The sequence below is a fragment of the Mesorhizobium sp. HAY1-8B genome (genome assembly GCF_056868045.1).
Genome location: NZ_CP200321.1, coordinates 280,090 through 292,856, shown reverse-complemented (window position 1 = coordinate 292,856; position 12,767 = coordinate 280,090). Strand labels below are relative to the sequence as shown.

The following is a 12,767-nucleotide window of genomic DNA, read 5'->3' as shown; positions in this document are numbered from 1 at the left end:
CCGCCGGCAAAGAAGCAGCGTCAACCTACCCCAACGGACCTGTTTTTGGCGATGGCCCGGCCACGACACGCTCTGGCCTTGAGCAACGCGCTCCCGTCCGGATTTTCTTCCCCCGAGAAAGCCCCGTCGAATCCGGCGGCGGCTCCGGCTGGCGGATGGCCCAAGTCACTGATTCCGAGAGCAAACTCGGATCAGGCCGCGACCGCCCGATGCCACCGCCCTTGCCAGTGCCCGTGACGCGTTACCGGGCTGACACGAAACTGTCATGCGACTGTTATAATCGAAGGCTATTGGCCTCAGCGGGCGCCGGTTACGAATGGCGCCGAGAGACCATCTTCCGAACAGGAGCAGGCCACATGAGACATTTCATCCGCTCGGCGGCCGTTGCGATTGCAATGGCTACGGCGTCTACCTTCACCCTTTCCGCGGCAATGGCAGCTGACCTTTCCGGCGCCGGCTCGACATTCATCTACCCGGTGTTCGCCAAGTGGGCCGACACCTACAAGAAGGACACCGGCATCGGCCTCAACTACCAGTCGATCGGTTCGGGCGGCGGCATCAAGCAGGTCATCGCCAAGACCGTGACCTTCGGCGCCACGGACAAGCCGATGTCCGACGCCGACCTGGAAAAGAACGGCCTCGTGCAGTTCCCGATGGTGATGGGCGGCATCGTGCCGATCGTCAACCTCACCGGCGTCAAGCCGGGCGAACTCGTGCTCGACGGCAAGACGCTGGCCCAGATCTATCTCGGCGCCATCACCACCTGGGACGACGCCGCGATCAAGGCGCTGAACCCCACCCTCACCCTGCCGTCTACCGCGATCGCCGTCGTGCATCGTTCGGACGGTTCGGGCACCACCTTCAACTTCACCGACTACCTGGTGAAGCTCTCGCCCGACTGGAAGGACAAGGTCGGTTCCGACACCGCCGTCGAATGGCCGACGGGCGTTGGCGCCAAGGGCAGCGAAGGCGTTGCCAACACCGTCAAGCAGACCGACGGCGGCATCGGCTACGTCGAATACGCCTATGCGTCGCAGAACAACCTGTCCTATTCCAAAATGCTGAATGCTGCCGGCAAGGTCGTCGAGCCGTCGCTCGAATCCTTCGGTGCGGCAGCTTCGAATGCCGATTGGAAGGGTGCCAAGAACTTCAACGTCATCATCACCAACGAGCCGGGCGACACCACCTGGCCGATCGCGGCTTCCACCTGGGTTCTGATCCACAAGGCTCCGGACGACGCAGCCGCCACCGGCGACGCCCTGAAGTTCTTTGCCTGGGCCTACAAGGACGGCAAGGAAACCGCCAAGGCGCTCGACTATGTCTCGATCCCCGACAGCGTCGTCGACCTGATCAAGGCTTCGTGGAAGGCCGACATCCAGGCCGGCGGCAAGCCCGTCTACGCCGGCGAGTAACATCTTCCAAAGGAGCGCCGCGACCGTGGCGCTCCTTTCCCTTCAACCTGAAAGAGCCGAGCTTGACATGAGCGCTGTCCAGGAAGCCTTGCCAGCCGTCAGAGGTTCCCGCGATGCCATCGTTCGACGGTTCGCGCTGACCGACTCAATCTTCCACGCGACAACCCGCGCCGCCGCGATATTGGTGCTGGTCCTGCTTGGCGGGGTCGCGATCTCGCTGTTTGCCGGCTCCTGGCAAGCCCTGTCGACTTTCGGCTTTTCCTTCCTGACCAGCGAAAGCTGGAACCCGGTGACGGAGAAGTTCGGTGCTCTGGCCCCGATCTACGGCACCATCATCACCTCGGCGATCGCCATCCTGATCGCCGTGCCGCTCGGCATCGGCATCGCCATCTTCCTCACCGAGCTCTGCCCGCGCCCGCTTCGGCGCCCGATCGGCATGGCGGTGGAATTGCTGGCCGGCATCCCTTCGATCATCTACGGTATCTGGGGCCTGTTCGTGCTGGCACCGTTCCTGCAGACGGCCGTGCAGCCTTTCATCATCAGCGTGTTCCACGGTATTCCGGGCCTCAACAGCCTGTTCGCCGGCCCCCCTTATGGCATCGGCCTGCTGACCTCGGCGATGATCCTGGCCATCATGATCCTGCCTTTCATCACCTCGATCACCAAGGACGTGTTCGATACGGTGCCGTCTGTGCTGAAGGAATCGGCCTATGGGATCGGCTGCACGACCTGGGAGGTCACGCGCCGGGTCGTCATTCCCTACACGCGCATCGGCATCATGGGCGGCGTTATGCTGGCTCTCGGCCGCGCGCTTGGTGAAACAATGGCGGTGACCTTCGTCATCGGCAACGCCCACCGCATCAGCACTTCGCTGTTCGCGCCGGCAACGACCATCTCGGCGACCATCGCCAACGAATTCACCGAAGCCGTCGGCGATCTCTACACCTCCTCGCTGGTCGCGCTCGGCCTGATCCTGTTCGTTATCACCTTCCTGATCCTTGCCATCGCACGCTATATGCTGATGCGCATCGATGCCCGCACGGGAGCCTGACCGATGTCGATAGCCGCATCGCTTCACCACAGCCGCAAGCGCAAGAATGGCGTGATGATGACGCTGTGCGTCGTCGCCGCCGGCATCGGCTTGGCCTGGCTGGCGCTCATCCTCGGCGCTCTGCTCTACAAGGGCCTCGCGGGCGTCAATCTTTCGGTCTTCACGGAAATGACGCCGCCACCCGGCGACGCCGGCGGCCTGCTCAATGCCATCTACGGCAGCGTGGTGATGACGGTCATCGCCGTTATTGTCGGCACGCCGATCGGCGTGCTGGCGGGCACTTATATGGCCGAGTACGGCCGCTTCTCGAAGCTCACTACCGTGGTGCGCTTCATCAACGACATCCTTCTGTCGGCGCCATCGATCATCATCGGCCTGTTCGTCTATGAGCTGATGGTGCGGCCGATGGGGCATTTCTCGGCGATCGCCGGTGCCGTCGCGCTGGCCATCCTGGTCATCCCGGTCGTCGTGCGCACCACCGAGGACATGCTCAATCTGGTGCCGAACGCGTTGCGCGAAGCCGGCACCGCGATCGGCGCGCCGCGCTGGGTGGTCATCCGTTCGGTTGCCTATCGCGCGGCACTTTCGGGCATCGTCACCGGCATATTGCTGGCTATCGCCCGCATCTCCGGCGAGACCGCACCCCTTCTTTTCACGGCGCTGAACAACCAGTTCTGGTCCAGCAATCTCAACGCTCCGATGGCCAGCCTGCCAGTCACCATCTTCCAGTTCGCTCTCAGTCCCTACGAGGAATGGCAGCAGCTGGCCTGGACCGGCGCACTCATAATCACATTGACGGTTCTCGCGCTCAGCATCTTTGCGCGCAGCCTGACCGGACGCAGAGAGGACAAATGAGCCAGATGTTGTCTCCAGACATGACGATCGCCGCCGAGGCGGCGGCCAAGGCCAAGATCGAGGTCAAGAACCTCAACTTCTACTACGGCCAATCGAAGGCGCTGAAGGATATCACGCTGTCGCTGCCTGAGCGCAGCGTCACCGCCTTCATCGGCCCTTCCGGCTGCGGAAAGTCGACGCTGCTGCGCGTCTTCAACCGCATCTACGAACTCTACCCCAAGCAGACCGCCGAGGGCCAGGTGCTGCTCGACGGCCAGAACATTCTCGACCGCTCGCAGGACCTCAACCTGCTGCGCACCAAGATCGGCATGGTGTTCCAGAAGCCGACGCCGTTCCCGATGTCGATCTACGAGAACATCGCCTTTGGCGTCAGGCTCTATGAGAAGATCAGCAAGGCCGAGATGGACGGCCGTGTCGAGCAGGCGCTGAAGCGCGCCGCTTTGTGGACCGAGGTCAAGGACAAGCTCAATGCCAGCGGCCTCAGCCTGTCGGGCGGCCAGCAGCAGCGGCTGTGCATCGCCCGCACGGTGGCGGTGAAGCCGGAGGTCATCCTGCTCGATGAGCCGGCCTCCGCGCTCGATCCGCTGTCGACCGCCAAGATCGAGGAACTGATCGACGAGCTGCAGGCCGACTACACGATCGTCATCGTCACCCACAACATGCAGCAGGCGGCGCGCGTCTCGAAGCAGACCGCCTTCATGTATCTGGGCGAACTGGTCGAGTTCGACCGCACCGAGAAGATCTTCACGTCGCCTCGCGAGAAGCGCACGCAAGACTACATCACCGGCCGCTTCGGCTGATCGCACGCATTACGAGGACCAGGATCATGGCCGAACACACAGTCGCAGCCTTCGACGAGGATCTCGGACAGATCAGCAGGCTGATCAGCGACATGGGCGATCTCGCCGGCTCGATGGTCGGCGGCGCCACCAAGGCACTGCTGAATTCCGACAACGCGCTGGCACAGCGCGTGGTTTCCGACGACGCCATCATGGATGCGCGCCAGCGCGAACTCGACGATCGCGCCATCACGCTGATCGCCAAGCGCCAGCCGATGGCAGACGATCTGCGCCATGTCGTCGGGTCGATCCGCATGGCTGGCGACCTCGAACGCATTGGCGACCTTGCCAAGAACATCGCCAAGCGCGTCGGCACCGTCGGTCTCACCGCAACGCCGCGCGACCTGTCGCATTCCATCGACGCCATGGCGCAGCTGGTGCTGATCCAGGTGCAGGGCGTGATCGAGGAGTATGCGGCGCGCGATGCCGCCGCGCTTGCGAAGCTGCGCGCCGACGACGAACGCATCGACGTCAAATACACCTCGGTGTTCCGCGAGCTGCTGACCTACATGATGGAGGATCCGCGCAACATCACCGCTTGCACGCATCTGTTGTTCTGCGCCAAGAATCTCGAACGCATCGGCGACCATGTGACCAACATCGCCGAGAACGCGTACTATGTCCTGACCGGCACGCAACTGCCCGCCAACCGCCCCAAACAGGACGAGACGGCGATGTCGGCGCCGGCGGCTTGAGCGTTGGAGCGGTTCATCGTTTCGCGGAAACGCCGAACCGCTCTATCTCTTTGTTTCACGCAATTCAGGATGGAAAACCGTTACATATTTTTCCCGGGATTGCTTTAGAGGTGACCAGTCAATGATCGCACCACGCATCATGGTGGTGGAGGACGAGGAGCCGCTCGGCGTGCTCCTCCGCTACAATCTGGAATCGGAAGGCTATCAGGTCGAGGTGGTAACCCGCGGCGATGAAGCCGAAATCCGGCTGCAGGAAAACGTGCCCGATCTTCTGGTGCTCGACTGGATGGTGCCGGCGGTGTCCGGTATCGAACTCTGTCGCCGGCTAAGAATGCGGCCCGAGACCGAACGGCTGCCGATCATCATGCTGACGGCGCGCGGCGAGGAGAGCGACCGCGTGCGTGGCCTTTCGACCGGTGCCGACGATTATCTGGTCAAGCCGTTCTCGACGCCGGAATTCATGGCGCGCGTCAAGGCGCTGCTGCGCCGCGCCAAGCCCGAAGTGCTGTCCAGCGTGCTCAAGGTCGGCGACATCGTGCTCGACCGTGAATCGCATCGGGTCTACCGCAAGAAGAGCGAGATCCGGCTCGGGCCGACCGAATTCCGCCTTCTGGAATTCATGATGCGCCATCCCGGCCGCGTGTTCTCGCGCAGCCAGTTGCTCGACAATGTCTGGGGTGAGACGATTTATATCGACGAACGCACCGTGGACGTGCATGTCGGCCGCCTGCGCAAGGCGGTCAACAATGGCCGCATGCCCGACGTCATCCGCACCATCCGTGGGGCAGGCTACGCGATCCGCGAGGATTAAAGGAGCGCTCAGCCGGCGCGAGTGCGAAAGATAATAACGGCAAACATCAATACGCCCGCGAATACCAGCAAAGATGATGCCGCGACAACGGAAGTCCACGTGGCGAAACATTCCTCGCCTCGCGGAAATGGCCATTCAATTCGCCGTGCCGTTGCCATGTCGAGCGTGCTGTCGGGTTTGCGCATCTGCACCGGTGTCGAACTTTCCACTGTCTCCTGCGTCGGCGTCGCTCCGATCACACGGCATGGATGTCGCGATTGCCGAAGCCGTCGATGGCTTGGGACGCTCAGTCAAGCGGTTGAGACGCGCAGTCACGGCGCCCGGCCGTGCCTTTCCAGAAGTCCAAGGGGTTCCGCGCGGGTTTCAGGCAACGCTCTTTCCAGCACTCCCTCTTGCCTGCACGCCCGGCGCGAAGATCTCCTGATCGACGAAGGTCAGTGCGCGCATGGCGCAGCCCTCGCGGATCAGGGGGAGTTCGTTCGGTTCGGTGTCGAACGAAATCGATTTCGAGTGCTGGCCGCCGGCGGTCTGGGCGATCGCCTCGCGCAATGCCGGCTCGATCAGGTCGAAGGCGGCGGCGCTGACGCCGACCATGGCCACGGGTGCGGGATCGATCAGCGCGAACAGGCTGCCGAGGCCATAACCCAGTGCTTCGCCGGCCTTGCGATAGGCTTCGCGCTCGGGCCCGGCCCGTTCCCGTGCCGTCGTCGCCAGTGCCCGCATCTGCGTGTCGCTGACGTCGGCGACCGGTTCGGTGTCCTCGCCAAGCTGCCTGGCATTGCGCCAGATGGCGTAGTTGCCGGCATAGGCCTCGACGCAGCCGCGCCGCCCGCAGCGGCAGAGCGCGCCGCCTGGCCGATGGATCATGTGGCCGAACTCGCCACCCGACGAATGGGTGCCGGTGAACAGTTCGCCCTTCAGCACCAGGCCCATGCCGATGCCGTGCGACAAAAGGATGGCGATGAAGTCGTCGCGGTAGCGTTCGGGGTCGCGCCAGCGCAGCGCCACCGCCATCATGTTGCAGTCGTTCTCCATGGTGGCCGGGATGCCGAACTCGGCTTCCAGTATGTCGGCGAAGGCGATGTCGGTCTGCGGTGTGATCGGCGACCACAGCATGGCCCTGGCCTTGGTGTCGGTTATGCCCTGGATCGCCAGTGCGATGCGGGCGACGCTGCGCACGTCGATATCGGGATCCTCGAGGCGGCGCCGTACAATGGCGACGCATTCACCGATCAGCGCCTCGCGCGACATGGTCAGCGTGTCCAGCCGGCGCTGTTCCTCTGATATCACCTGGCCGGCATAGTCGATGACGGCGACGGACAGGAAATTCAGCGACAGCACGACGGTCATGATGGCCGCGGCCTCCGGGTTGAGGCCGAGGCCGACCTGTGGCCTGCCGCGTTTGAGCGTACCGGCCTCGCTCGGCTTGCCCTCGGCCAGGATGCCTTCGCCGATCAGGTCGGAAGAGATCGCCGATATGGTCGAATGGCTGAGGCCGGTGGTCGCGGCGATCTCGGTGCGCGAGGGTTGGCCGGCCCGGCGCACGGCCGCAATCACCATGGCGCGGTTGCGCCGGCGCAGATCGTCGTGGCGGATTCCGACCGACATACTTTCCCACATCCTCCCGGTCGCCGCGGTTCTTCCTGCCCCTCGAACACTGCCGGCAACTGGGGCAAATACTGGCAGAAGCGGCTGGTGCTGTCATTTATTTATTGCGGGGCTCGAAAAAAGTCCGCGACACCTCAAGATCCATCAGAATCGATGTTGACAGCGTTCCGACGATGGATCAGTATTTTTTTTGAGGCTCGAAAAAATAGAGCCTCTGTGCCGGCCTTTGGGTCAGTTTGGTCGCGCCATACGCGGCGCAGGGAGGATATCATGAAGAGATTCACGGCCGCCATCCTGGCGGGTGTCGCCATGTCGCTGACGCTTGCGTCGGTCGCGCAGGCGAAGGACAAGGTTATCGGCGTTTCGTGGTCGAACTTCCAGGAAGAGCGCTGGAAGACCGACGAGGCCGCTATGAAGAAGGCGATCGAGGCCGCCGGCGACAAGTACATTTCCGCCGATGCGCAGTCCAATCCCGGCAAGCAGCTTACCGATGTCGAGAGCCTGATCTCGCAGGGCGCCAATTCGCTGATCATCCTGGCGCAGGATGCTTCGGCGATCGGCCCGGCGGTGCAGAAGGCACTGGACGAAGGCATTCCGGTCGTCGGCTATGACCGCCTGATCGAGAACAAGGACGTCTTCTACCTGACCTTCGACAACAAGGAAGTCGGCCGCTTGCAGGCCAGCGCAGTGTTCAAGGTCAAGCCGGAAGGCAACTATGTCTTCATCAAGGGCTCGGGTGCCGATCCGAACGCCGATTTCCTGTTCTCGGGCTCGATGGAAGTGCTCAAGGCGGCCATCGACAGCGGCAAGATCAAGAATGTCGGCGAGGCCTATACGGACGGCTGGCTGCCCGCCAACGCCCAGAAGAACATGGAACAGTTCCTGACCGCCAACGACAACAAGGTCGATGCCGTGGTCGCCGCCAATGACGGCACCGCAGGCGGTGTCGTCGCGGCGCTGACGGCGCAAGGCCTTGCCGGCACCGTGCCGGTGTCGGGCCAGGACGGCGATCATGCCGCGCTGAACCGCATCGCGCTCGGCACCCAGACGGTGTCGGTGTGGAAGGACGCGCGCGAGCTCGGCAAGAATGCCGCCGAGATCGCCTCGCAGCTGGCTGACGGCAAGAAGATGACCGACATCGCCGGCGTGAAGGATTTCACGACCCCCGGCGGCAACACCGTCAAGTCGCTGTTCCTGACCCCTGTCGCCATCACCAAGGACAATCTCAATCTCGTCATCGATGCCGGCTGGATCAAGAAGGATGAAGTCTGCGCGGGCGTCGCCGCCGGCAGCGTCGCGGCCTGCAACTAGAACGGCGCAGCACGGTTCGTCATCGACGCCGCGGCCCAAAAGCCGCGGCGTTTTCTCAAAAAGATTTGTGTTTCCGCATCAGGCGGATAGCTTCTAGGCTGCGTTCCGGCTCCGCGCCGGATGGCCGGCCGGTGGGAGGAATCATGACCGACACGACGTCCAGCCCGCAGGCCGACACCGCGCGCGCGTCGGAGCTTGGCGCGGTCGCCCGGTTCCTGAAGGCAACCGAGATCGACACCCGCATGCTCGGCATGATCGGTGCCCTGTTGCTGATCTGGGTCGGGCTGCACGTGATTTCGAGTCTGCGTCTGGGCGTCAATCCCCTCGATTTCGACAGCCGCACCTTTCTCACTCCGCGCAATCTGTGGAACCTGTCGGTGCAGACTTCCGCTGTCGCGATCATGGCCTGCGGCATGGTGCTGGTCATCGTCATGCGCAATATCGACCTGTCCGTCGGCTCTGCCGAGGGTCTGATCGGCATGGTCATGGGCTTCGCCCAGGTGCATTTCCTGGTCCGGTTCGTCGGGCTTGAACTCGGCAATCCTTGGATCTGGGTTCTAGCACTGGTCATCGGGCTGGCGCTCGGGCTGCTGATCGGCGCTTTCCAGGGCTTCATCATCGCCTATCTCGAAGTGCCGGCCTTCATCGTCACGCTGGGCGGCCTACTGGTCTGGCGCGGTGCCGCCTGGTGGGTCACCAGCGGCCAGACCGTGGCACCGCTCGACGCCACGTTCCAGCTGATGGGCGGCGGCCCGGCCGGATCGATCGGTGCCACCTGGAGCTGGATCGTCGGCATCGTCGCCTGCCTCGCCGTCGTGTTTGCACTGTTCAATGGGCGGGTGCAGCGCAAGCGCTTCCGCTTCCCGTTGCGCCCGGTCTGGGCCGAGGCGCTGCTTGGCACCGTCACCTGCGCCGTCATCATGGGCGCGGTGTGGCTGGCCAATTCCTATCCCTGGCCCATCGGCATCGTGAACAGATACGCCGCCGCCAACAACATCACCGTGCCCGAGGGTGGCCTGTTCATCGCCCACGGCATTGCCATCCCGGTGCTGATGGCGATCGCCGTCGGGCTGATCATGACCTTCATCACCAACCGCACCCGTTTCGGCCGCTATGTCTTTGCCATCGGCGGCAATCCGGAGGCCGCCAACCTGGCGGGCATCAATACACGCTGGATCACCATGAAGGTGTTCATGATCATGGGCGTGCTGGCCATGATCGCCGCCGCGATCTCGTCTGCCCGGCAGAACTCGTCGACCAACGTGCTTGGCACATTGGACGAGCTGCTTGTCATCGCCGCCGCCGTCATCGGTGGCACGTCGCTGGCCGGCGGCTCCGGAACGATCATCGGCGCCATGCTCGGAGCACTGCTGATGCAGTCGCTGCAGTCCGGCATGGTGTTGCTTGGCGTCGACTCGCCGTTGCAGAGCATCGTCGTCGGCGCCGTGCTGGTCATCGCCGTGTGGCTCGACACCGTCTATCGCAAACGGGTTTAGGGGGAGAAAGATCATGGCTGACAAAACCTCTCCCGCCGCCGGCACGCCGCTGATCGACATGCGCAACATCTCGATCGCCTTTGGCGGCATCCGGGCCGTCGACGACGCCTCGATCGATCTTTTCCCGGGCGAGGTCGTGGCGCTCCTCGGCCACAACGGCGCCGGCAAGTCGACGCTGATCAAGATCCTGTCGGGCGCCTATAAGCGCGACGCCGGACAGATCTTCGTCAATGGCGAGGAGGCTTCGATCTCCAACCCGCGCGACGCCAAGAGATACGGCATCGAGACGATCTACCAGACGCTCGCCTTGGCCGACAATGTCGACGCCGCTGCCAATCTCTTCCTCGGCCGCGAACTGATGACCGCCTGGGGCACGCTCGACGATGTTGCCATGGAGGCCGAGGCGCGCAAGGTGATGGGGCGGCTCAATCCCCGCTTCCAGCGCTTCAAGGAACCGGTGATCAAACTGTCGGGCGGACAGCGGCAATCGGTGGCGATCGCACGCGCGATCCTGTTCAACGCCCGCATCCTGATCATGGACGAACCGACGGCGGCCCTCGGTCCGCAAGAGACGGCTCAGGTCGGCGAACTGGTCAGGCAGCTCAAGTCCGACGGCATCGGCATCTTCCTGATCAGCCACGACATCCATGATGTGTTCGAGCTGGCCGACCGGGTCTGCGTGATGAAGAACGGACAGGTCGTCGGCACCGCGCGCACCACCGACGTCACACAGGACGAGGTGCTCGGCATGATCATCCTGGGCAAATGTCCCCCTGGCGCCATTCCCGGACCAGGTGCGTTGAAGATCGCCGCCTGAGGGCTTTCGGCGGGGTGCATTGGCTCTCCCGCACGTCCCCGTTGCCGCTCACGTGATGTGCCAGTGATCGCGATGGGTTGGCCTTGCCATTGTGTTGGCCCGGCGACTTGACCATAAAGGTCCGGTATTGCTCATGGGCCGCATCATCCGTTGAAAAAGCTTTTTCCGATTGTCGCGTTCATCGCCGTTGCGCTGATCAGCATGACCATGGCGGGGTTCGCCTATTTCGCGACGCAGGAAGCCGCCCGCATCAAGTTCGAGGCGGCGGCCGATGACGCACTCAACCGGATCGAGAGCCGTATCGATCTGCATTTGTCGCTGCTGCGGTCGACGCAGGCCCTGTTCGACGCCCGCAATGGCGACATCTCCCAGAACGAGTTCAAGGCGTTCTTCAACGCGCTGGATGTCGACACCAATTTCGCCGGCCTGCGCGGCATCGGCTTCCTCGGGCTGGTCAAGACGGGCGATGAGGCGGCGGTCGAACGCGACATCCTGCACGATTTTGGCGCCAGCCATCCGGTCTATCCGGAGACGACGCAGCCATGGCGCGCGCCCATCATGCTCTTCGAGCCGATGGACCCGTCCAACCAGGCCAGCATCGGCTACGATATGTTCAGCGAACCAGTGCGGCGCGCGGCGATCGAGAAGGCGATGGCCGATGACCAGCAGCACGCGAGCGGGCTGCTGCAACTGGGCCAAGGTACGGGCGCCACGCAGACCTTCACCGGCTTCCTGGTCTTCGTCCGGCTTAACGTCGAAACAGCGCCCGAGGTCATCAACGCATCGCGATCCTCGACCGCGGGCTTTCTCTACGCGGCCTTCCGCGCCCGCGACCTGTTCCAGATCGCGCTCAGCCGTGCGCCGCTGTTGCCGGTCAACACGGAAATCTATGACGGCGCGGTGAACAGCGACGACCTTCTGTTCCAGTCGGAGACGCCGCCGGTTTCGTCCTTTGGCGATCGGCTGCTGGTCACCCGCAAGATCACGGTGGCCGGCCGGCCATGGACGGTATTGTTCAGGCCGACCAGCGCCTTCTCGCAGCCGTCGTCGCGCGCCATCCCTGTGATGCTTGGGCTGTTCGGCCTGCTGGCGGCGGGCGCCATCGCGCTGGTGGCGCGCTATCAGGAGCGTGCCTATGAGGCGGCGTCGCGCTTGCACGAGACAACCGAGAAGAGCCTGCTCGAAAAAGACCTGATGCTGCAGGAGATGAAGCATCGCATCAAGAATTCGATCACCAGGGTGCTGGCGATCGCGCGGCAGACAGCTTCGCGAGCCACCGACGTCAATGAGTTTTCGGCCTCGTTCTCGGCCAGGTTGCAGGCGATGGCCGCTTCCCAGGACATGCTGACGCGCTCGCGCTGGCAGAAGGCCGATCTCGCCGATCTCCTGCGCATCGAACTTGGCCAGGTATTCGGCAAGGACCTGCCGGAGGGGTTGTTGACCGGTCCCGAGGTGCTGCTCGACGAGACCACGACGCAGGCGCTTGGCCTCACCTTCCATGAACTGGCGACCAATGCGCTGAAATATGGCGAAGCCGGCAATTCCGCCAATGCGCACCGAAGTGACTGGGCGCTTAAAGTGGACTGGTCGCTGGAAGGGCGGGGGCGCGAGCGGACGCTGGCTCTGAACTGGCGAGAAGCCGGGAAGAAAAAGGTCGAGGCGCCGGTCGAGACCGGATTCGGTACCAAGCTGATCGACCTCAATGTCACGCGCGAGTTGCGCGGCACGATCAAGCGCGATTTTCAGGCCGATGGTTTGAAGGTGGAAATAAGAATTCCGCTCACGGGCTGATGGTCAGTGACCGCGCCGGTAGCGATGGAATGCCATACGTGCAAAATCCGGAGGCTGGCATGGCCGGCCTCCGGATCGAAG

Annotated in this window: 12 protein-coding genes; 10 read left to right on the top strand and 2 right to left on the bottom strand. The window is 63.4% G+C overall.

Going from position 1 to position 12,767, the window contains the following annotated elements; genetic code table 11:
• Positions 1–356 precede the first annotated feature (356 nt).
• The 6 genes from pstS to phoB all read left to right on the top strand — a co-directional run bounded on the left by pstS (position 357) and on the right by phoB (position 5,663).
• A complete protein-coding gene (gene pstS / locus AC1VON_RS01430; protein ID WP_172348234.1) occupies positions 357–1,412 on the top strand; it encodes a phosphate ABC transporter substrate-binding protein PstS in 1,056 nt (351 codons plus the stop codon).
• Positions 1,413–1,479: 67 nt separating this feature from the next.
• The gene (gene pstC / locus AC1VON_RS01425) at positions 1,480–2,463 is read left to right on the top strand and encodes a phosphate ABC transporter permease subunit PstC (RefSeq protein WP_172348235.1); all 984 of its coding nucleotides are present in this window, start codon (positions 1,480–1,482) and stop codon (positions 2,461–2,463) included.
• A 3-nt stretch (positions 2,464–2,466) separates the two neighbouring features.
• Complete coding sequence (pstA, locus tag AC1VON_RS01420) at positions 2,467–3,318, top strand: phosphate ABC transporter permease PstA (protein ID WP_172348236.1); 852 nt, start codon at positions 2,467–2,469, stop codon at positions 3,316–3,318.
• Positions 3,315–4,118 carry a phosphate ABC transporter ATP-binding protein PstB gene (gene pstB / locus AC1VON_RS01415; protein ID WP_172348237.1) on the top strand — a complete coding sequence of 268 codons (804 nt, stop codon included), beginning with the start codon at positions 3,315–3,317 and terminating at the stop codon, positions 4,116–4,118. Before pstA ends, pstB begins: the two co-directional genes overlap by 4 nt.
• Before the next feature lie 26 nt (positions 4,119–4,144).
• Complete coding sequence (gene phoU / locus AC1VON_RS01410; protein ID WP_172348238.1) at positions 4,145–4,852, top strand: phosphate signaling complex protein PhoU; 708 nt, start codon at positions 4,145–4,147, stop codon at positions 4,850–4,852.
• A gap of 121 nt (positions 4,853–4,973) precedes the next feature.
• Complete coding sequence (phoB, locus tag AC1VON_RS01405) at positions 4,974–5,663, top strand: phosphate regulon transcriptional regulator PhoB (RefSeq protein WP_010911896.1); 690 nt, start codon at positions 4,974–4,976, stop codon at positions 5,661–5,663.
• Between the two features lie 8 nt (positions 5,664–5,671).
• Here the strand turns inward: phoB and AC1VON_RS01400 are convergent, their stop codons facing one another.
• Positions 5,672–5,872 (bottom strand): hypothetical protein, encoded by a 201-nt coding sequence (locus tag AC1VON_RS01400; RefSeq protein ID WP_483120127.1) that lies wholly within the window; start codon positions 5,870–5,872, stop codon positions 5,672–5,674.
• A gap of 154 nt (positions 5,873–6,026) precedes the next feature.
• Positions 6,027–7,271: an ROK family protein gene (locus tag AC1VON_RS01395; protein ID WP_483120126.1), complete on the bottom strand. Its 1,245-nt coding sequence runs from the start codon at positions 7,269–7,271 to the stop codon at positions 6,027–6,029.
• A gap of 270 nt (positions 7,272–7,541) precedes the next feature.
• Between AC1VON_RS01395 and xylF the strand changes: the two genes are divergently transcribed.
• The 4 genes from xylF to AC1VON_RS01375 all read left to right on the top strand — a co-directional run bounded on the left by xylF (position 7,542) and on the right by AC1VON_RS01375 (position 12,686).
• Entirely contained in the window at positions 7,542–8,582 is a 1,041-nt protein-coding gene (xylF, locus tag AC1VON_RS01390; RefSeq protein WP_056575790.1) for a D-xylose ABC transporter substrate-binding protein, read from the top strand.
• A gap of 143 nt (positions 8,583–8,725) precedes the next feature.
• Positions 8,726–10,078, top strand: a complete 1,353-nt coding sequence (locus AC1VON_RS01385) for a sugar ABC transporter permease (RefSeq protein WP_483120124.1) — start codon at positions 8,726–8,728, stop codon at positions 10,076–10,078.
• A gap of 13 nt (positions 10,079–10,091) precedes the next feature.
• Positions 10,092–10,895, top strand: coding sequence for an ATP-binding cassette domain-containing protein (locus tag AC1VON_RS01380; protein ID WP_172348241.1), 804 nt, complete (start codon positions 10,092–10,094; stop codon positions 10,893–10,895).
• 150 nt (positions 10,896–11,045) lie between these two features.
• Positions 11,046–12,686 carry a CHASE domain-containing protein gene (locus AC1VON_RS01375; RefSeq protein WP_483120122.1) on the top strand — a complete coding sequence of 547 codons (1,641 nt, stop codon included), beginning with the start codon at positions 11,046–11,048 and terminating at the stop codon, positions 12,684–12,686.
• Positions 12,687–12,767 lie beyond the last annotated feature (81 nt).

Coding starts and splice junctions, on each gene's coding strand:
- pstS (WP_172348234.1), top strand. CDS start 357: ATGAGACATTTCATCCGCTCGGCGGCCGTTGCGATTGCAATGGCTACG.
- pstC (WP_172348235.1), top strand. CDS start 1,480: ATGAGCGCTGTCCAGGAAGCCTTGCCAGCCGTCAGAGGTTCCCGCGAT.
- pstA (WP_172348236.1), top strand. CDS start 2,467: ATGTCGATAGCCGCATCGCTTCACCACAGCCGCAAGCGCAAGAATGGC.
- pstB (WP_172348237.1), top strand. CDS start 3,315: ATGAGCCAGATGTTGTCTCCAGACATGACGATCGCCGCCGAGGCGGCG.
- phoU (WP_172348238.1), top strand. CDS start 4,145: ATGGCCGAACACACAGTCGCAGCCTTCGACGAGGATCTCGGACAGATC.
- phoB (WP_010911896.1), top strand. CDS start 4,974: ATGATCGCACCACGCATCATGGTGGTGGAGGACGAGGAGCCGCTCGGC.
- AC1VON_RS01395 (WP_483120126.1), bottom strand. CDS start 7,271: ATGTCGGTCGGAATCCGCCACGACGATCTGCGCCGGCGCAACCGCGCC.
- xylF (WP_056575790.1), top strand. CDS start 7,542: ATGAAGAGATTCACGGCCGCCATCCTGGCGGGTGTCGCCATGTCGCTG.
- AC1VON_RS01385 (WP_483120124.1), top strand. CDS start 8,726: ATGACCGACACGACGTCCAGCCCGCAGGCCGACACCGCGCGCGCGTCG.
- AC1VON_RS01380 (WP_172348241.1), top strand. CDS start 10,092: ATGGCTGACAAAACCTCTCCCGCCGCCGGCACGCCGCTGATCGACATG.